General features: G+C 62.2%; 19 protein-coding genes. 11 read left to right on the forward strand and 8 right to left on the reverse strand.

Annotated elements, in window-relative coordinates; translation table 11 throughout:
* The first annotated feature begins 151 nt into the window (after positions 1-151).
* The 5 genes from WAS25_RS09530 to WAS25_RS09550 are packed head-to-tail and all read left to right on the forward strand — an operon-like array spanning position 152 to position 5,172.
* Positions 152-1,270: an isocitrate/isopropylmalate dehydrogenase family protein gene (locus WAS25_RS09530; RefSeq protein WP_422311432.1), complete on the forward strand. Its 1,119-nt coding sequence runs from the start codon at positions 152-154 to the stop codon at positions 1,268-1,270.
* 7 nt (positions 1,271-1,277) lie between these two features.
* A complete protein-coding gene (locus WAS25_RS09535) occupies positions 1,278-2,186 on the forward strand; it encodes a hydroxymethylglutaryl-CoA lyase (protein ID WP_422311434.1) in 909 nt (302 codons plus the stop codon).
* Positions 2,183-3,382: a CaiB/BaiF CoA transferase family protein gene (locus WAS25_RS09540; protein ID WP_422311436.1), complete on the forward strand. Its 1,200-nt coding sequence runs from the start codon at positions 2,183-2,185 to the stop codon at positions 3,380-3,382. The genes WAS25_RS09535 and WAS25_RS09540 overlap by 4 nt, the downstream gene beginning before the upstream one ends.
* Before the next feature lie 8 nt (positions 3,383-3,390).
* Positions 3,391-4,677, forward strand: a complete 1,287-nt coding sequence (locus WAS25_RS09545; protein ID WP_422311438.1) for a 3-isopropylmalate dehydratase large subunit — start codon at positions 3,391-3,393, stop codon at positions 4,675-4,677.
* A 3-nt stretch (positions 4,678-4,680) separates the two neighbouring features.
* A complete protein-coding gene (locus WAS25_RS09550; protein WP_422311439.1) occupies positions 4,681-5,172 on the forward strand; it encodes a 3-isopropylmalate dehydratase in 492 nt (163 codons plus the stop codon).
* 91 nt (positions 5,173-5,263) lie between these two features.
* Here WAS25_RS09550 and tpx read toward each other — a convergent pair whose 3' ends face one another.
* A complete protein-coding gene (gene tpx / locus WAS25_RS09555; protein ID WP_422311441.1) occupies positions 5,264-5,809 on the reverse strand; it encodes a thiol peroxidase in 546 nt (181 codons plus the stop codon).
* 158 nt (positions 5,810-5,967) lie between these two features.
* Between tpx and WAS25_RS09560 the strand changes: the two genes are divergently transcribed.
* Positions 5,968-7,050, forward strand: coding sequence for a sensor histidine kinase (locus WAS25_RS09560; RefSeq protein WP_422311443.1), 1,083 nt, complete (start codon positions 5,968-5,970; stop codon positions 7,048-7,050).
* Entirely contained in the window at positions 7,047-7,799 is a 753-nt protein-coding gene (locus WAS25_RS09565) for a LytR/AlgR family response regulator transcription factor (protein ID WP_422311445.1), read from the forward strand. The genes WAS25_RS09560 and WAS25_RS09565 overlap by 4 nt, the downstream gene beginning before the upstream one ends.
* A gap of 48 nt (positions 7,800-7,847) precedes the next feature.
* Here the strand turns inward: WAS25_RS09565 and WAS25_RS09570 are convergent, their stop codons facing one another.
* Positions 7,848-8,420: a hypothetical protein gene (locus WAS25_RS09570; protein ID WP_422311447.1), complete on the reverse strand. Its 573-nt coding sequence runs from the start codon at positions 8,418-8,420 to the stop codon at positions 7,848-7,850.
* A gap of 245 nt (positions 8,421-8,665) precedes the next feature.
* Here WAS25_RS09570 and purD point away from each other — a divergent pair, with 245 nt between their 5' ends.
* Positions 8,666-9,970, forward strand: coding sequence for a phosphoribosylamine--glycine ligase (gene purD, locus WAS25_RS09575; RefSeq protein ID WP_422311449.1), 1,305 nt, complete (start codon positions 8,666-8,668; stop codon positions 9,968-9,970).
* A gap of 2 nt (positions 9,971-9,972) precedes the next feature.
* Here purD and WAS25_RS09580 read toward each other — a convergent pair whose 3' ends face one another.
* Positions 9,973-10,323, reverse strand: coding sequence for a hypothetical protein (locus WAS25_RS09580; RefSeq protein WP_422311451.1), 351 nt, complete (start codon positions 10,321-10,323; stop codon positions 9,973-9,975).
* A 366-nt stretch (positions 10,324-10,689) separates the two neighbouring features.
* Between WAS25_RS09580 and WAS25_RS09585 the strand changes: the two genes are divergently transcribed.
* Together WAS25_RS09585 and WAS25_RS09590 are read left to right on the forward strand one after the other, a co-directional pair.
* Positions 10,690-10,893, forward strand: a complete 204-nt coding sequence (locus tag WAS25_RS09585) for a helix-turn-helix domain-containing protein (RefSeq protein WP_422311453.1) — start codon at positions 10,690-10,692, stop codon at positions 10,891-10,893.
* A gap of 3 nt (positions 10,894-10,896) precedes the next feature.
* Positions 10,897-11,466 (forward strand): hypothetical protein, encoded by a 570-nt coding sequence (locus tag WAS25_RS09590; RefSeq protein WP_422311455.1) that lies wholly within the window; start codon positions 10,897-10,899, stop codon positions 11,464-11,466.
* A gap of 48 nt (positions 11,467-11,514) precedes the next feature.
* Here the strand turns inward: WAS25_RS09590 and WAS25_RS09595 are convergent, their stop codons facing one another.
* The 3 genes from WAS25_RS09595 to WAS25_RS09605 form a co-directional block, all read right to left on the reverse strand.
* Positions 11,515-12,708: a trypsin-like peptidase domain-containing protein gene (locus WAS25_RS09595; RefSeq protein ID WP_422311495.1), complete on the reverse strand. Its 1,194-nt coding sequence runs from the start codon at positions 12,706-12,708 to the stop codon at positions 11,515-11,517.
* An 882-nt stretch (positions 12,709-13,590) separates the two neighbouring features.
* Entirely contained in the window at positions 13,591-14,934 is a 1,344-nt protein-coding gene (locus WAS25_RS09600) for a tyrosine-type recombinase/integrase (RefSeq protein ID WP_422311457.1), read from the reverse strand.
* 143 nt (positions 14,935-15,077) lie between these two features.
* On the reverse strand, positions 15,078-15,965 hold the full coding sequence (locus tag WAS25_RS09605) for a 3-hydroxyacyl-CoA dehydrogenase family protein (RefSeq protein WP_422311459.1): 888 nt from the start codon (positions 15,963-15,965) through the stop codon (positions 15,078-15,080).
* 110 nt (positions 15,966-16,075) lie between these two features.
* Between WAS25_RS09605 and WAS25_RS09610 the strand changes: the two genes are divergently transcribed.
* Positions 16,076-16,558, forward strand: a complete 483-nt coding sequence (locus WAS25_RS09610) for a DinB family protein (RefSeq protein WP_422311461.1) — start codon at positions 16,076-16,078, stop codon at positions 16,556-16,558.
* Between the two features lies 1 nt (position 16,559).
* Here the strand turns inward: WAS25_RS09610 and speA are convergent, their stop codons facing one another.
* Both speA and queG read right to left on the reverse strand, forming a co-directional pair.
* Positions 16,560-18,449, reverse strand: a complete 1,890-nt coding sequence (gene speA / locus WAS25_RS09615; RefSeq protein WP_422311463.1) for a biosynthetic arginine decarboxylase — start codon at positions 18,447-18,449, stop codon at positions 16,560-16,562.
* A gap of 91 nt (positions 18,450-18,540) precedes the next feature.
* A complete protein-coding gene (gene queG, locus WAS25_RS09620) occupies positions 18,541-19,485 on the reverse strand; it encodes a tRNA epoxyqueuosine(34) reductase QueG (RefSeq protein WP_422311465.1) in 945 nt (314 codons plus the stop codon).
* Positions 19,486-19,491: the final 6 nt, after the last annotated feature.

Here is a 19,491-nt window from a genome sequence, read left to right on the forward strand (position 1 = left end):
TGACACTTTGTCGGGCCGGTTCCCCAGATCATGCGATTTCGGGGGGTTTTGTGATGGCTGACCGGGCCCAAACTTAACGGGGAGGTCATGATTGGGCGGATCCGGAGTGATCCTCTGGGCGATTCCAGCCCCCTTCTGCAGGAGCCTGAACATGAGCCAGTACAGGATTGCGTGGTTGCCCGGTGACGGCGTCGGCATCGAGGTCATGGAGGCGGCCAGAATCTGCCTCGACGCACTGAAGTTCGATGCCGCCTACACCCATGGGGACATTGGCTGGGAGTTCTGGTGCAAGGAGGGGGAGTCCTTCCCCCAGCGCACCATCGACCTGCTGAAGAACAGCGACGCCGCCATGTTCGGCGCCATCACCTCCAAGCCAGTGAAGGATGCCGAGGCGGAGCTGGTGCCCGAGTTGAAGGGCAAGGGGCTCATCTACCGCAGCCCCATCGTCCGTATGCGGCAGATTTTCGACCTCTTCACCTGCCTGCGTCCCTGCAAGGCCTACCCCGGAAACCCCCTGAACTACAAGGAAGGCATCGACATGGTGGTGTTCCGCGAGAACACCGAGGATCTCTACGCCGGTGTGGAGTTCAGTCCCGTGCCCGATGAGCTCAAGGAGAGCCTGAAGAAGCTAAGCAAGCCCTTCGGGCACTTCGCTGACATCCCCGGCGACCAGTTCGCCATCACCTGCAAGGTGAACACCCAGAAGGGCTGCGACCGCATCATCCGCGCGGCTTTCGAATACGCCCAGAAGTTCGGCTACCCCAAGGTCACGGTCATCCACAAGGCCAACGTGGTGCGCGCCACCGAAGGCATGTTCCTGGAGACCGGCAAGCGCATCGCGAAGGAATTCCCTGGCATCGAGATGGACGACGCCAACGTCGATGCCATCACCATGTGGATGCTGAAGAACCCGAAGAACTACGGCGTGATGGTGGCTACGAACCTGTTCGGAGACATCATCAGCGACCTGGCGGCCCAGATGGTGGGCGGCCTGGGCTTTGGCTGCTCGGGCAACATCGGCGAGAAGCTGGCCGTGTTCGAGCCCAGCCACGGCAGTGCGCCGAAGTACGCGGGCCAGTACAAGGTGAACCCCATCGCCACAATCCTCGCCGCCAAGATGATGCTGGACTGGCTGGGCGAAACCGAGAAGGGCGCCAGGCTTGAGGCCGCCACGGCCGCCGTCATCGCCGAGGGCCAGGTGCGCACCTACGACATGGGCGGCAGCGCCACCACGCTCGAGATGGGCGAGGCGATCGCGCGCAAGCTCTGAGGCAGTCATGAATCCCATCCTCATCCACGAAGTCGGCCCCCGCGACGGCCTCCAAGCCGAGAGCACCGTGGTGCCGACGGAGGTCAAGCTCGACTGGATCCGCCGTGTGGCGGCCTCCGGCGTGGACATCGTCCAGGTGGGTTCCTTCGTGCGGGGCGACAAGATGCCCCAGATGGCAGACACGGACGAGCTGTTCCGCATCCTCGCGAAGGAATCGCACCGGGCCATCCTGTCGGGCCTGGTGCTTAATGAGAAGGGGCTTGAGCGGGCGCTGGAGGTGGGTGTCCAGCTCATCTGCATGGGCGTGTCGGCCTCAGACACTCACAGCCTCAAGAACACGGGCATGAGCACCGAGGATGCCACCCACCGCATCGTCGCCACGGCTCAGGAAGCGAAGAAGGCCGGCAGCAAGGTGCAGGTGAGCGTGCAGAGCGCTTTCGGCTGTGGATTCGAAGGGGCCATCGACGAGGCTCGCGTGCTGGCCATCGTGGCCGCCTATCTGGACGCGGGGCTGACTTCCATCAGCCTAGCCGACACGGCGGGCCACGCGCACCCCGCGCAAGTCCGTCGCTACGTGCAGAAGGTGCTGGAACTTGATCCCGCTGCCGAGATCACGGCCCACATCCACGACACCTACGGCCTGGGCATGGCCAGCGTCTACGCGGCCATGGACGCGGGCGCCCGGACCATTGAAACCAGCTTCGGCGGGCTGGGGGGCTGCCCCTTCACCAAGGTGGCCGCGGGCAACGTGGCCACAGAGGACCTGGTGCATGGCCTCCAGCGCACCGGGCAGCGGGTGGACATCGACCTGGCAGCGCTGGTGGGCATCACCAAGGATGTGGCCCGGCACTTCGGTCTTGAACTGCCCGGCTGCGTCTACAAGACCGGACCCATTCAAGCGAAGGTCACCTCATGAGCAAGAGGATTCTCGAAGGCATCAAGGTCCTCGACCTCACGAACGTGCTGTCCGGTCCCTTCACCACCCTCCACATGGCGCTGCTCGGCGCCGAGGTCATCAAGGTGGAGAACCCCAAGGACGGGGATCTGGCCCGCAAGCTGGGCATCGTTCCCGGATTGAACAAGCAGCTCATGGGCACCAGCTTCCTGGCCCAGAACTGCAACAAGCTGTCGATCACCCTCAACACCAAGTCGCCCGAGGGCAAGGCGATCTTCCGCAAGCTGGTGAAGGACGCGGACGTGGTGGTGGAGAACTTCCGCCCGGGTGTCATGGACCGGCTGGGGCTGGGCTACAAGACTCTGGCCGAGCTCAATCCTAAGCTCATCTACTGCGCCATTTCCGGATTTGGCCAGACGGGCCCCGATGCCCTCAAGCCGGCCTACGACCAGATCATCCAGGGCCTGTCCGGCGAGATGGCGGTCAACGGCGATGAGCGGCTGAACCCTCTTCGCACGGGCTTCCCAGTCTGCGACACCGTAGGCGGCCTCAACGCGGCTTTCGCCGTCATGGCGGCGCTCTTCCACCGGGAGCGCACCGGCGAGGGGCAGTTCATCGACGTAGCCCTGCTGGACAGCATCATGCCCCTCATGGGCTGGGTGGCGGCCAACCTGCTCATCGGCGGCGAACAGCCGGTGCTCATGGGCAATGACAACTTCACGGCGGCGCCCAGCGGCACCTTCCGCACCCAGGATGGCCACATCAACATCGCGGCCAACAAGCAGGAGCAGTGGGAGGCGGTCTGCGAGGTGCTGGAGGTCCCTGAGCTGAAGACGGACCCGCGCTTCCAGGAGCGCGACACCCGGAAGAAGAACCGCAAGGGCCTCACACCACTGCTGGAAGCCAAGCTGGCCCAGCGGCCCACCGCGCACTGGGTGGAGGCTCTGAACGCGAAGGATGTGCCTAGCGGGGACATCCTCAGCCTGGAGGACGCCCTGCGCCAGCCCCAGGTGCAGCATCGACAGGTGCTCCAGAAGGTGGCGGTGGCCGGTGTGGGCCAGGTGGAGGTCTTCGGGCTGACGGCCCTGTTCGAGAAGACGCCGGGCACCGTGGACACACCTCCGCCGACCCTGGGCGAACACAATGCAAGGATCTTCGGGACCCTGGGCCTGTCGGAATCAGAGCAAGCTGAATTGAAAGCCAAAGGCGTCATCTAGGAGGTTGTATGGGTATGACCGTTGTCGAGAAGATCCTGGCCCGCGCCGCGGGGCAGTCCTCCGTGAGAGTCGGGGATGTGGTCGAGCCCAAGGTGGACCTGGCCATGTCCCACGAGAACGCGGCGCTGGTGATCAACCAGTTCCAGGAAGTGTTCCAGGGCACCGGCATCGAGCCCAAGGTGTGGGATCCCTCCCGCATCGCCATCATCTTCGACCACCGCGTGCCGGCGGAGTCGCCGAAGACCGCCACCAACCACAAGAAGATCCGCGGCTTCGTGGCGGCCAATGGCATCACCAAGTTCCATGACGTGCGCGGCGACGTGGGCGGCATCTGTCACCAGATCCTCCCCGAGTACGGCTACGTGCGGCCGGGCTTCGTGGTGCTGGGCACGGACTCCCACACCACGAGCCACGGCGCGCTGGGCGCCTTCAGCTTCGGCGTGGGCGCCACGGAGATGGCCTCGGCCTGGAGCCTGGGCATCGCGGTGAACATCGAGGTGCCCGCCACCATCAAGGTAGTGGTGAAGGGCGCGTTCCCGCCCATGGTGGGCCCCAAGGACCTGATCCTGCACCTCATCGGCAAGCTCACGGCCCAGGGCGCCAACTTTAAGGTGCTGGAATTCCACGGCGAGACCATCCGCAACATGAGCACCAGTGGCCGCATCGCCATCTGCAACATGAGCGTGGAGGCGGGCGCCACATCCGGCATCGTGCCCGGGGACGAGGAGACCGTGCGCTACCTGCGTGAGGAGGCGGGGGTCACCGAGGCCATTCCCTGTGTCACGCCGGATGCGGACGCCACCTACGTGCAGACCGTGGAGATCGACGTGTCGGCCCTGGAACCGCAGATCGCCTGCCCGCACATGGTGGACAACGTGAAGTCCATCGATCACGTGGTCGGCACCAAGGTCCAGCAGATCGTCATCGGCAGCTGCACCAACGGCCGACTGGACGACCTGGCAGATGCTGCCGCCATCCTGCGCGGCAAGAAGGTGGCAGAAGGCACTCGCATGCTGGTGTTCCCCGCCTCCAGCAAGATCTTCGCGAAGGCCCTGGACCTGGGCTACATCCACGACTTCATGAAGGCCGGCGCCGTGGTCATGAACTCCGGCTGCGGGCCCTGCCTGGGCGTGCACGAGGGTGCTCTGGGCGATAATGAGGTGGCGCTCAGCACCACGAACCGCAACTTCAAGGGCCGCATGGGCAACCCCACGGGCGAGGTCTATCTCTGCAGCCCCGTGGTGGCCGCGGCTTCCGCCATCACCGGCGTCATCACCGATCCACGGAAGGGCTGAACCATGTCCAAGGTCATCATCAAACTCGAGAACGACATCAGCACCGACGACATCTATCCGGGCCGCTTCATGGCCACGGTGCTGCCCACGGAGACGCCCCAGTTCGCCTTCTTCGACCGCACGGAGTTCAACGCCCAGCTCAAGGCCAAGGCCTTTCCGGCGGGCTCGATCATCGTTGGGGGCGAGAACTTCGGCTGCGGCTCCAGCCGCGAGCAGGCCTGCTCCACGCTGAAGGGCCACGAGGTGGCTGTGGTGGCCAAGAGCATCTCGCGCATCTTCCTGCAGAACAGCATCAACCTCGGCCTCCAGGTGGTTATCTGCCCCACGGTCGAAGCCAGCGAAGGTGACGAATTGGAGATCACGGCCGATCAGGTGCTCAACAGGACCACAGGCCGGACTTTCGAGCAGGTGAAGCTGCCCGCCGCCCGCAAGGGCATCATGGATGCGGGCGGGCTTATCCCCTACACCCGCGCGAGGCTGATGGCCAAGGCCTAGAGACAGAAACAGCTTCACCACGAGGACCATCAAGACCACGAAGAGAGGCGGTCCTTTTCGTGGTCTCCCCGTCTTCGTGGTGAGGTGTTGGCTACTCCGTGCTCTCCAGCGCGTCCTCAGGACAGGGGTGGTGCCGGTTGCGGATGGCGTGGATGGCCAGGTCGTAATCCGGCTCCTGTGTGAGCTCCGACACCAGCTCCGTATGGGCAACCGTGCCATCCGCATCCAGGGCCACGATGGCCCGGGCGAAGAGGCCCCGCAGGGGCCCATCCAGGATGGTGACTCCGAAGGCCTCGCCAAACTCGGCATGCCGGAAGGCGGAGGCGGTCATCACCCGTTCGAGCTGCTGGGAGCCGCAGAACTGGGACTGGGCGAAGGGCAGGTCCATGGAGACGCAGAGGAGCACGGCATTGGGCAGGTCGGCGCTCAGGTGGTTGAACTTCCGGACGCTCTCTGCGCAGGTCGCCGTGTCCAGGCTGGGGAAAATGCTCAGCAGGACGCGCTTGCCCGTCAGATCGGTACTCATGAACTCGGTGAGGTCCCGGCGTGTGAGGGTGAAGAACGGGGTCCCTTCCCCAGGGAGGGGAAGCTCGCCACAGGTGTGGATGGGGTTTCCGTTCAGGGTGATGGTGGCCATGTGGAACCTCCCGGCGGGGCCATGCTACTCCCAAGACCGCTGTGACGGGAGGCATTCCTGACCCAGGCATCCGTTCGGCTCTCGGGTCACCCCCCGAATCCCTCGCCTCGCCCCAGGATCGCTGGTGGGGACCTCCTCGCTCGTCTAGCCTTGTGAGCATGGAACAGGTGCGTCCGAAGTGGAGCTGGTACTGGGGCATCTGGGCCCTGATGGGGCTCTACATGGCCAGCTGGGACCTGGCCATGTACCCCTCGGCCTCGATGTTCCGCATGCTGGTGCTGAACTTGCTCCAGAACGGGACCTGGGGCCTGCTGGGCTTGTTCCTGCTCTGGCTCGCCAACCACCGGCCCATCGAGACCCTGGCCTGGTCCCACTGGCGGGTCTGGGCGCTCCATCTGCTGGCCAGCGTGGTCGTGGCGGCCCTAGGCCTGCTGATCGCCTACCTGATCTCGCTGTGGGTGCAGTCCGACGAATGGAAGAAACCCCTGGACCTGGCCATGGTCCTGAAGGGGCTGCCCCGCTTCTACCGGGCCTACTTCCACACGAACCTGCTCTTCATGTGGGCCGTGGTGGCGTCCTTCCACGGTCTGAGGATCTACCGGAAGTACAAGGCCCGGGAGGTGGAAGCCGCCCGGCTGGAGACCCGATTCGCGGAAGCGCAGAACCTGGCCCTCCGGATGCAGCTGCAACCCCACTTCCTGTTCAACACGCTCAACTCCATCTCGGCGCTGGTCCACTCAAACCCGGATGGCGCGGACGAGATGATCAGCCGCCTTGGCGATTTCCTGCGGACCACCCTGGACGCCCCCCACGAGCAGCTGCTGCCGCTCCGGCGAGAACTGGCCTTCATCCAGGACTACCTGGCCATCGAGCAGATCCGCTTCCAGGACCGGCTCCGGGTCGAGGTCCAGATCCCCGCCGACCTGATGGAGCTCCGCGTCCCCAGCTTCATCCTCCAGCCGCTGGTGGAGAATGCCCTGAAGCACGGACTGGCGGATCGGCCCCAGGGTGGCACCCTGACGATCCGGGGCCGGAAGGAGCCCGGCAGCCTGGTGCTCGAGATCCAGGATGATGGCGAGGGCTTCACGCCTGGTCGGGAAGGCGTGGGCCTGGCCAACGTGAGATCCCGCCTTGGCCTGCTCTACAAGGGCCGGGGCCAGCTGGACCTCCTCGGCGCCGCGGGCCGCGGCACCCTGGTCATCCTGCGGTTGCCCCTCGATCCCCCGGAGGGTGAGGCGTGAACCTCCGCGCCCTGGTGGTGGACGATGAACCGCTGGCCCGGCAGCGGATCCGGCATCTGCTGCGCCGGGCCACGGACATCGACGTGGCGGGGGAGTGCGCCAACGGCCTCGAGGCAGTCAGGGCCATTGAGGACCAGAAGCCCGATCTGGTGTTCCTGGATATCCAGATGCCGGAGCTCGATGGCTTCGGCGTGGTGGAGGCCGTGGGCGCCGAGGCGATGCCGCCCACCCTCTTCATCACCGCCTACGACCAGCACGCGCTGCGCGCCTTCGAGGTCCATGCCCTCGACTACCTCCTCAAGCCCTTCTCGGTGGAGCGCTTCCACCAGGCCCTGGAGCGGGCCCGACGCTGGTGCATCCACCAGAAGGACGGCACCGGGCCCAACCTCGAGGCCCTCATCGATGGCCTCCGCCAGGAGCGACCCTGGGTGGATCGCCTGCTGGTGAAGCAGGGTGACCGGCACGTCCTGGTGCGGACCGCCGCCATCCAGTGGATCGAGGCCGAGGACAACTACGTGCGCCTGCACGTGGAGGGCACCTCGCACCTGCTCCGCCAGACCATGACCGGGGTCCTAGGTCGTTTGAATCCGGCCCAGTTCCGCCGCATCCACCGCTCCGCCATCGTGAACCTGGACTGCATCAAGGAGTTCCAGCCCTGGTCTGGCGGGGACCACCTGGTGATCATGCGGGACGGCACCAAGCTGACCCTGAGCCGCACCTTCCGGGAGCAGTTCGGCGAGTGGCTCTGAATGCGGAGAGCCCGGCATCGCCGGGCTCCCGTTCTATTCCGATTCTGGTCATTCTGCGGCGCACACCGAGACCGTGGCCATCCCCTCCCGCCGCAGGACCAGGCTGGCTTTTGCGCTGGCCCTGGCTGGATCGGGCAGGATCACATCCACCGTGCCGATGAGCCGATCCGTGACGAGGAGTTGGCCCTCGGTGCCATCACCCACACTGAAGACCGCGCCCTGCTTCAGGGCCACGGGCATGGTGCCGATGGCGGGCACGCCCCGGCTCGCCAGACGGTTCACGGCCACCGTCGCCGCGAAGGAACCGTCCCGGAAATGGCGGTCCCCGGGCATGAGGACAAGGTAGTCGGCCTTCTGGTTGGCCAGGAGGAGAGCCGCGGCGCTCGACTGGTCGGCGGTACGGGTGTCCACCACGGTGATGAGGGTGCCCTCTCCGGCGGCCTTGGCCAGGGCCCACACCTCGGACTGGTTCGTCCGGTAGTTGCAGATCACCCCGATGTGGCGCTTCTCAGGCCAGGTGGCCTGGGTGGTCTTCATCAGCGGCTGGAAGTCCTCAGCGGAGAGGGCGAGGCCGGCCAGCGCAAGGGCGGCCACACTGAGCGAGGTCGAAAAGCGGTTCATGGTGCCTCCGGGCGTTGGGCCACCGGCATCCCCTGCGGCGGCTGGATTGGATGGGGCCCGGGGCGATGGTCCGACGGGCGTGGGATGACGTCCACCAGGATGGGAAGGGGTGGCATTCCCGCCAGGATCCAGGGGCGGGGCGACGCAGGACACGGCCAGGGGAGCGTTCGCCGGGGCGAACCGTCCAGGGCATTCAGACCCCGACGGCGTCCGGCTGGGCGATACTGGGAGCTCCGGGAGGTCCCATGAAGATCCTGCTCCTCGGCTCCGGCGGCCGGGAATACGCGCTGGCCCTGAAGCTCCAGGCCTCGGCCGCGCCTGTGGAGCTAGTCTCCGCGCCGGGCAGCGATGCCTTGGCCGAGCTGGGTGCCTGCGTCAAACTGGACCTCGAACGGCCCGCTGAGGTGGCCCAGTGGTGCGCGGTCCATCTCCCGGATCTGGTCGTGGCCGGACCCGAGGTGCCCCTCGTGGCCGGGGTAGGGGACGCGGTCCGGGCCTTGGGGATTCCCTGCTTCGGCCACGGCGCGGCCACGGCGAAGTTGGAGGGCAGCAAGGCCTTCGCCAAGGATTTCATGCTGCGGCATGGCATCCCCTGCGCCGCCAGCCATACCGTAACGGATCTGGCTTCGGGCGAGGCCCTGATCCGGTCCTGGTCCCACGGCTTCCCCATCGTCCTGAAAGCCGACGGTCTGGCCGCGGGCAAGGGCGTGGTGTTGGCCCAGAGCGAGGCCGAGGCCCTGGCCACCTTTCGTTCCTTCATGGCGGGTCAGTTCGGGGATGCCAGCCGCACCGTGGTCTTCGAAGCGCCCCTGGTGGGCATGGAGCTGTCCCTGCACGTGCTGGTGGACGTGGACGCCGACCATGCGGCCTACGCACTGCTGCCCGCCTGCCAGGACCACAAGCGCATCTTCGAGCAGGACCAGGGGCCGAACACCGGCGGGATGGGCGCCTTCGGGCCGCTCCCCTTCCTGCGCCCCCAGGACATCGAGCTCATGCGCACCAAGCTGGTAGAACCCACGGTCCACGGCCTTCAGAAGGACGGCCTGACCGGGCGCGGTGTCCTCTTCCTGGGTGTCATGTGGACCGCCAAAGGCCCCGAGCTGCTCGAATACAACGTCCGCTTCGGCGATCCCGAAACCCAGGTGCTCATGCAGCTGCTGGACGAGGACCTCGCGGCCCTGCTGCTGGAGGTGGCCGAGGGCCGGCTGGTGTCCAGGGATCTGAAGCTCAAGCCCCATACCGCCATTGCTGTGGTCCTCGCGGCGGAGGACTATCCCGAGGGCGCCCGGAAGGGCGTGCCCATCATCCTAGGCACCCCCCAGGCCACGCTCATCCATGCGGGCACCCGGAAGCAAAATGGTCAGTGGCTCACGAACGGGGGCCGCGTGCTGAACCTGGCCACCTCCGCGCCGGACCTGGCCACGGCCCGCACCGTGATTGAGGCCTCCCTGCCGCAGGTCCACTGGCCCGGCATGCAGGTCCGCCGGGACATCGGGCTGAAGGCCCTCCGGCACGCGGAGGCAGGCAGGACCGTCCAGGATCCCTGGTAGCTCTACCAGCGGTTGCGCAGGAGCCAGGCTGCGATGGTCACGGCCACTGTTGCCAGAGTCAGGGTGCCCAGGGCCCGGTGAATCCGCAGATGAGACGAATGGATGCTGCGCGCCTCCCGCCAGGCCAGGGCCTGCCGCCCCAGGAGCATGGTCGCCGCAGCAGCGGCCAGGCTGGGGAGCCAGATCCTCAGGTGAGGCCATGGAAGGCTCCCCGGATGCAGGAGAAGCCTGAGGCCGATGAGGGTGAAGGCAACTGTCATCAAGTGGCTGTGGCGTCGGTAATCACCCCGGCGAACGGCACGCAGGCCCAGCGCCAGGAGCAGGGTTACGGGGATCAGCAGGACGTCGAGCATGCCGCCAGCCTACCCGGAGTGGGTCAGAGGGGCAGGGCCTCCTGGCGCTTCTCGCCCTCCCAGCGGTAGAACCCGGAGCCGGTCTTGCGGCCCAGGCGCGATAGAAAATGTAATCAAGATATTCAAAACAGAATAATTACAAAAAAAATAAACCATCGATCTACTCCTCTGATTGATCAAATCCTGAAACCATCCTGAAAAGGTGTTCCGAGCTTCAGTCGTTGTCGCCGATCTCTGGAGGTCGCCATAGCTTGCCTGATGTCACGAAGCTTCCGAAGCAAATCAGCATTAATGGGGCACTTATGGACACGCGATGCAAAATGCAACATTGCCAAGTACAATGGAGTCCGAGGAGGCGCTCATACGATGAGCCATGCACATAAGCGAACAGACACTATCCCCAAATTTGCATACTCCATCCAGGAGTTAGTGCAGGGACTAGGGATTGGTCGAACAAAGCTCTACGCCCTGCTCAAGCAGGGAAGACTCAAGGCGATTCGGATCGACAAGCGCACGCTCGTTACTTCTCAAGACCTTGAGGCGTTCATCGACTCGCTGAGAGCCGCGTAGCAAGTGAGTGAACCGTTCTCGACTCGACTAGCAAGCGGCAAAGAAGCCGAACGAGCCATAGCGAATTTTCTACGCGATCAAGGGCATTCAGTTCTGTTTGCAGCAGAGGTTCCAGTCAACGCCTTCCGTGGCCCACAGCTCTACTACCCAGGCGGCTCGGTCTCATTGCCGGATCTGCTTGTATTTCCGAAGGCACAGTCAAGTTTCTTTGCTGAGGTTAAACTTCGAGAGAACGCCTCTTGGCATCGTTCGACTGGAAATTGGCAGACAGGAATCGAGAACCGATATCTCGAGGATTACCTAAAAGTGGCGGAGTACACCTCTCTGCAGATCTTTCTCTATTTTGTCCAGGTGAAGAGCAAGCCAAGTAGTGCTGATGAGCGTTATGGATGTCCCGCAGAATGTCCAACCGGGATCTTCAAAGCAGAGGCCAAGGCTCTGGCCGAGAGCATCAGTCATCGTTGGCAACATGGGTTCACGCAACCAAGAGTTTATTGGAATCTCGCCGATCTCGAACAGGTAGCACCCCTAGAGGCAATCAGCCAATTTAATGTCATCGATTCGACATATTGAAGAAATGCATCAAGGCATCCCTGAAATTCCACAGGAAGCATGGGAAGTTCACTTCCCCGATTTAATTTTTACGAATTTCTGAACCATTCCGTCGAAATAAGTAATATAACTATTTATTGTTTCAACAGTAACGCCCGAGCCAATGTAGAGATCCATTCCAAGAATTCCCGCCCCATCCTTATCTGCCCAAGCAAAGGCGAAGGGCGTCTCTGCATTCCACTTATTCAGTTCAGCGCAAGAATACTTATCGGATAGAACCAGTAAGAATTTCAATGATTTACCAGTCTCAAGTGCGATACCCACACGAAGGTTATTCATCATTACAATGACGCCACCGTCTAACTTTTCATCCAGAATTGGGATTTGGACACCTCGAAGGATTGTTTTAAATTGATCAATTGTGAGGTTTGAGATCACCCCCTCACCCTTCACATATCGAACACTGCTCTCGGTCGGCGTCCGTGTATCTCTAAAAGGGGGAGCAGCAGTCTCACTCTTACCCAGTCTTTTCCGGAGTTCTGCCATATTGAATGGTGTACCGCCATCTTTCAGTAGGCCCCGTGCGTAATTGATTGGAATAGCGAAGTTAAGACTCTCGGAGCCTTTAAACTTATAATCCAGGACTCCAATCACCTGGCCGCTCAAATTGAGAAGTGGCCCACCACTATTTCCAGGGTTAGAGGCCGCGTCGGTTTGAATTACCTTGAAGGTCCCGTCCTGTGAGTCTCGTATTGCACTGATAATTCCGGCTGTTAGCGTCCCTCGGAGTCCTTCTGGATTCCCAATCAAAACAACTGAATCACCTTGAGTTGCTTTGTTTGAATTCCCTAGTTCAAGGAAGGGAAGGTCGAATCCAGAAATTTTAATAATGGCTATGTCCTTCCGTTTGTCATAACCCAAGACTGTGAATGCGTCGTAAAGTTCGCCATTTGCGAGGCGAACAGTTCCACCCTGGAGGTCTTCAATTACATGGAGCGCAGTGACGATCTTCCCATCTGAGGACACGAGAAACCCGGTTCCAGAAGTAGGTCCTGTGGCGCTATCACCTTTGATTTGGACAATGGACGGCGAGGCTTTCCGCGCAATAGCGGAAACTGAAAGCCCCTGGGATCGAGCAGAGACGGAGCCTAACCCAGAGAGAGCACACGCAATCCCCGCGACCTGGAAAATACGAACCAAGGACTTAGATTCCACGCCCATAAGGTGATCTCCCCTCTTTGCCCCTATCGGCGAAGAATACACCAGGATCAAGTAATTCTCGCGCCCATCCGGAGGGCTCAAGTGGCGCTGAATTCCAACCAAGTGCAGTAGGGGGTTTGTTTAATTCAACCACCGTTGAAATCGCGGAACCTCGCTTGTAGATCCCCCTCCCAACGCCTGGGAATCTCATTCCAGAAACCCTGGTTGAGGTTCCGGACGAACCATGGCCGTGCTTGCGCCAGAAGGGGTCTAGGATCGACGCGACTATCTTCGGAGCATCCCACAGGCTCGGAGACCCTCCAAAGGCTTAAAAGCCCTGCCAGAGAGTACATATCTAGTATTCAGTACCTAGTAATCATTACCAATAAACTTAGGTTAATAATATCTATCAGCTAAGTATTATTAATTATATAGGTTATACAGTACAGCGTTCGGCCTATCGGCCTCTAAAGATTAAAAGCATATATATCATATTGTTATTAACTTGTTAATCTTTATATGTTTTATATGTATATCATCTTATTAACTTATCTATCCATTATCTAAACTATTAGTACATAGGTAATACATTCTATAGAATGATGTCTCTAATCTAAAGGACTTAGCCGATTTAGAAGACGAGGGTTCTTGCCGGTTGGTGCGGATCACAAAGGTGGCGCATTCATCCTCAACTAAATCCCAACTGGGACCCTGGAGCAGAGGCAAGGTTACTCCGGGGGGATCGTCAAGGCAGCCGAGTAGCTTTATTCATCTATCCCCTCCAGCAGTTCCTTTTGAAGTGAAGAATGACTCGATCACTTGTAGGAAAACCCTCACCAAGAAGCCACTCTCTGGTTCCCCGGGGGATAGGTGGCTCGATAGCAACAGAGGGCTTTGGCGGGGCATCCACGGCTCAGGAAACGGCAATCCGGTGAGGTCATGGGCTCAGGCTCCCGTCTTCTTGATTCGGAGGTTCTCGACGGAAGGAATCCTTCCTTCGAACTTCACAGAGGTCGCCTCAAGGTACCTCTTAATTTCGGATGGGGCGATGTGGCTGTAATGCCTCTCCGTCATTCGGGAGTCTTTATGTCCAGTCAGGCTTGCAACGATCTGGAGTGGCACGCCAAGAGTGGCGAGATTGCTGGCGAATGAGTGCCGCAATTGGTGGAATCCCATTCGTGGAAGTCCGGCAACATCGCAGGCGTCATGCATCCGGGGAGATTGCTCCGAAGTCCTCCACGCAAGGGGGTCAGAACCAGTTTCGGCAGGTTTGATTCTGTCCACAGAAGTCCGCTGGAAAATGGCTTCCGTTGATGGCCTCCCAGCCGTAATGCCTTCTATGAACTTGGTGCCAGCATCAGTGAGGTATACAAATCTGTAATGGCCGTTCTTGGCCTCGGGAATCAATATCGTCTGGCTTTGGGCATCGAAGTCTCCGACTCGCATTTTGCAGAGTTCGCCGTACCTGCAGCCAGATACTAAGGCCCCATAGACCAGGTTCCAGAAGTCTGGTTCCTTGATCGCATTTAGGAGTCTCTGCTGTTCCTCGGGGTTCAGGTAACTCTGCCTGGCGACGCTCACACCTTCGAACGGCCGAACAAACTTCCAAGCATCGTCCGCACAACGCACCAACTCCCGTGACCGGGCATAGTTCAACGCGGCCTTCAGTGTTGCTAGTACACGGTTGGCGGTTGATTTCCTGGCTCGCAATGCCTCGGGAGTGCTCGGGGGATCGTATCGGGTTTCGTCATGCTCTTGGGCTTTCCGATGTCGAGGCGAGTTGCTGGATTTTCTTACACGAGGTGAAGTTGCCAAGGTGTCGAGCCATTTCTCCAATTGAAATCGACTCAACCGTTCGACCTCAAGTGCACCAAGCGATGGAAGAATGTGGACCTTTGCAATGGCACGAGCGCCGTAGCCTGCGGCCTTACTTTTGGCATCCTGACGCTCCAAGTAAGCGCTCATGGCATCAGCCACGGTAAATGGCCCCCTTCTGCGCACGATGCCATCGTGAGCCGTTCTCGCTTCATCGGAACGAGCCTGGAACCATTTCTGAGCCATTGCCTGAGCCTGGGCATAAGTGAGGACGCCTTCGCCATCGGCAGTTGCGAAGTCATCCGCTGTGCCCAGCCTTTCCTGCTGGATCTTTTTGTTATGCCGCCAAAGCGCTGACCAAGTGCCTGCGGCTCCACTTTCGGGCCTCCGATATGCGAGGTAGTGTCCGGGAGCCAATGGTTCTTGGTTCATCTTGCCTGCCGGGAGCTTCTTCCTAGCGCTCCAGGTGTCCATCTTTGCGCTTCGTTTCGTCCTCGCCACGGCTCACCTTTCCGGGGAGGATCCTGAAACCATGCTGAAAGAATATCCCCGATTCAGTATGAACCAATACGAACAAAAAGCAAGTAAGCTAAAGCTATTCCAGCACAAAAGGCGGCTCAAAGAGGCAGGGCCTCCTGGCGCTTCTCGCCCTCCCAACGGTAGAACCCCGTGCCAGTCTTGCGGCCCAGGCGGCCAGAGGCCACCAACTGCCGGAGCAAGGCCGGTGCCTTGAACCGGGGCTCGCCGAAGGCGTCGAAGAGGACCTCCGCCACGCTCTGCATGGTGTCGAGCCCGATGAAGTCGCTGAGGTGGAGCGGCCCCATGGGGTGGCCGCAGCCCAGCTTCATGCCTGTGTCGATGTCCTCCACGCTGGCCAGCCGCTGCTCGGCGCAGCGCATGGCATCCAGCAGGTAGGGCACCAGCAGGCGGTTCACGATGAAACCGGGGGCATCCGGAGCCATGACGGCCGTCTTGCCGAGCTTCTGGACGAAGGCCCGCAGGGAGGCGAGGGCGTCCTCCTCCGTGGCGAGGGTGCGGATGATCTCCACCAGGGGCATGACTGGTACAGGGTTGAAGAAGTGCAGGCCGGCCAGCCGGGGCAGGCGATGGGGAGACAGGACCGGGCTTAACTGGGCTACGGAGAGGCTGGAGGTGTTCGAGCAGAGGAGGGCCGAGGCACCCAGCACACGATCCAGCTCGGCGAAGGTCTGCAACTTGAGGTCAAGCTGTTCCGGGATGGCCTCCACCACGAGGTCGCAGGTGGCCAGGTCGGGGAAGGCGAGGGTGCCATGCAGGTTGCCGGTCCAGGCGCTGCGCTGTTCTTCGGTCGCCTTGCCTTTGGCCAAGGCCCGGTCCCAGGCGCTGTGGATGCGACCCAGACCTCTCGACAGCAAGGCCTCGTCGGCCTCCTTCACCCAGACGTCGCACCCGGCTTGCGCCGCACATTGGGCGATGCCCGAGCCCATGAGTCCACAGCCGACAACGCCGACGCGATGGATGTCCATTCGTTCCTCCTGGTGGATGTTCCGGTTGGTCTGAAACCCATTGTCCGGGAAAACCCGACTCCCTCGGATGCCGACCTCCGGTAGAATCCGCCCAGCGCTGGGGAGGGACCATGCTCGGCCCATTGAAGGATCTGCTGGGTCACCACGCCTGGGCGGACGCGATGTTCTTCCATGCGTGGGAGAAATCCACCCGGGTGGAGGATGAGGAGCTGCGCACCCGAACCGACCATCTGGTGACCACCCAGGAAGCCTTCTTGAAGGTCCTGAAGGGGGACCCTGTGGCCTTTCCCGAGCGACCCCTCCCGGACTTCCAGCAGTTGAAGGACCGCTGTGAGGCTGGCCACCAGGTCTTCAAGGCCCTGGGCCACGGACTGGATGCCGCTTCGCTGGCCCGCACCGTCCGCGTGCCCTGGTTCCCGGAGCCCCCCTGTCTGATCTCGGTGTCGGACGCCCTGCTGCAGGTGTGTCTGCACAGCCAGCACCACCGGGGCCAGAACATGGCCCGGCTGAAGGCCCTGGGCGCTGCGCCGAAGAACGTGGACTACATCATCTGGCTCTGGAAACAGAGGCCCGAGGCGCGCTGGATGCTGTGAATCAGATCTCGAGGTAGGTGTGCAGGTTCCGCTCCTCGGTGAGGAGGGTGCGGAGGGCCTCGGCGGCATCGTTCTTCGCGCTGGCCTTCCGTTTGGTCTGGGGGCCCGCGATCAGCACGTCGGGATCGTAGTGGACGCTGCGCAGCACATGGTCCACGGTGTCGCCCTTGACGACGTGCTGGACCTTGAAGGTGTCGTCCTCGTGGACCATGATGTGGGCCTCGTTGGGCGCGCCGAAGAGGTTGTGCCGCATGCCGAGGATGTCCTGGTAGGCGCCTGTGAGGAAGAAGGCCACATAGTAGGCCTCGCCGCTCCGGGGCTCATGGAGCGGGATCTCGTCGCGGACGTCCTTCAGGTCGATGAACTTCTCCATCTTGCCGTCGCTGTCGCAGGTGATGTCGCAGAGGGTGGCGGACAGTCCCGGCTTCTCCTTGAGTCGGTGGATGGGCATGACCGGGAAGAGCTGCTCGATGGCCCAGTGATCGGGCATGGACTGGAAGATGCTGAAGTTGGCGATGAGCTTGTCCGCCAGGCTCTTGTTGAGGTCCTGGAACTCCTCGGGGATGTACTTCAGGGTCTTGCTGGCGAGGATGCGGGAGAGCTTGCGGCAGACTTCCCAGAACAGCGTCTCGCCCTTGGAGCGATCCTCCAGACCCAGGTAGCCCAGGTTGAAGAGGGTGAGCATCTCGTCCTTCTGGGTAATGGCGTCGTGGTACATCTCCGAGAAGTTCTTGATGGAGATGTTGTCTCGCGTGTAGGCCAGCTCCTTGAGGATCTGGGGCTCGTTGCCCGTGAGCGTCACGGTGTATTTGGTGTGCGTGGTGTCGATGAGGCCGATGATGTCCACCACCACCACCTGGTGGTAGGCCACGATGGCGCGGCCGGATTCACTGAGCAGGTCCGGCATGGGCACTTGCTCCTGGGCGCAGATGTCCTTGGTGGTATAGACCACGTCGGCCGCGTACTCGGCGATGGTGTAGTTCATGGAGCTGCTGAAGGTCGTCTTGGAGCCGTCGTAGTCGACGCCGAGGCCGCCGCCCACGTTAAGGTACCGGATGGGCACCCCCATCTTGCGGAGCTTGGCGTAGATACGGGTGGCCTCCTTCATGGCCGATTTGATCTTGCGGATGTCCGTGATCTGGCTGCCGATGTGGAAGTGCAACTCGATGACGCAATCCAGTAGGTCGCGCTTCTCCAGCACCTCGATGGCGTCGAGGATCTCGCGGGTGGTGAGACCGAACTTGGCATGATCGCCCGCGCTGGTCTCCCACTTGCCAGACCCCTGCGCGTTGAGCTTGGCGCGGAGGCCGATGAGGGGCTCGACCTTCAGCTCCTTGGCCACCTTCAGGATGAGGGGCAGCTCGGTCATCTTCTCAACCGTGATGACCACCTTGCGGCCCGCCTTGCGGGCCAGCAGGGCCATGCGGATGAAGGATTCGTCCTTGTAGCCGTTGCAGAGCACCAGGGCCTCGGGGTGCAGATCGAGGCTGAGCGCGATCATCAACTCGGGCTTGGAGCCGGCCTCCAGGCCGTAGTGGTACTTGTTGCCGGCCCGGATGATCTCCTCGACCACTTCCTTGGTCTGGTTGGTCTTCACGGGATAGACGCCCTGGTAGCCGCCCTCGTAGCCGAACTCGATGATGGCGTGGCGGAAGGCCTCGTTCACCTCGATCACGCGGTGGGCCAGCACCTGGGGGAAGCGGAGGTTCACGGGGGTGCGGATGCCCTTCTTCTTCAGGTGCTGGACGATCTCATAGACGTCGCAGCTGAGGGACTCATCCTTGGTGGGCGTGATCTCCAGATGACCCTTGGCGTTGATGCCGAAGTAGCCGTTACCCCATTCCTTCACGCCGTACAGAGAGGCGGCATCCTGGACCGTCCAGTGCTTCATGGGCATCCGAGGGGCTCCTCAATCCTAGGCGGCCACCTTTGGCCGGAAGTTTGTTTATAGGTAAAAAAGCCCAACACTTCCAATGAAAATGTCAGGAACCGAGAATCCGTAACAAGTTGCTCCTCCAGTGGCGGTCCCGGACCCGTCTCAGGGCGGTCCTGCGGGTGAGCTTCCGCCACTGGGCCGCCCCGCGGGGCAGATCCTCCGCCGGGCAGGTGTGGAGCGGGCTCGGACCGCCCCAGAGGGCCGGGTCGCCCCAGATCGGGGCCCGGTTCCAGGGGCAGACTTCCTGGCAGGCGTCACAGCCTGCAGCCCAGCGGCTGTCTGCCAAGGCCGCGGCGACATCGGCCGGGGGCTCGGTTTCGGTTTCGATGGTGTAGGTCGTGAGGCAGCGGGCCGGATCCAGCAGGAAGGGTTCCAGGGCCCCGGAGGGGCAGGCTTCCAGGCAGGCGGTGCAGGTGCCGCAGAATTCGGTGGCCACCGGCTCATCCAGGGGCAGGTCCACCGACAGCAGCAGCACGCCGAGGAAGCCCCAGGAGCCATCCTTCCCGGCAATCAGAAGGGTGTGCTTCCCCTGCCACCCGAGCCCCGCGCGTGCGGCCAGCTGCCGCTCGAGCAAGGGGGCCGTGTCCACGCAGACGCGTCCCTCAAGGCCGGGCCAGCGGGCCTGGGCCGCCTCCAGCAGCCGGGTCAGCCGGGGCTTCAGGAGCATGTGATAGTCCGGTCCCCAGAGGTAGCGGCTCAGCTTGAGGCTGCCGGGGGTGGAGCCCGGGATGGCATCGGGGCGGGCGTAGGGGAAGAAGCCCACCAGGGCGGTGCGGGCCGGTGGCCAGAGGACCCTGGGATCCAAAAGGGTTGTCGGATCCAAGTAAGGCAGGAGGGTGCCACGGCCCCCCTGGAACCAGGCCTGGAGCCGCGCCTCCTCCGGCTCGAACGCATCGCAGGCCGCGAAGCCGACCCGCGCCAAGCCCGCGGACAGGGCCTCGGATTGAAGCCAGGCCTTGAACGCCAGCGGATTCAGGTGTTCAACTGGCACGAGAAG

It is taken from the genome of Geothrix sp. (genome assembly GCF_049292215.1).
Taxonomy (GTDB): domain Bacteria; phylum Acidobacteriota; class Holophagae; order Holophagales; family Holophagaceae; genus Geothrix.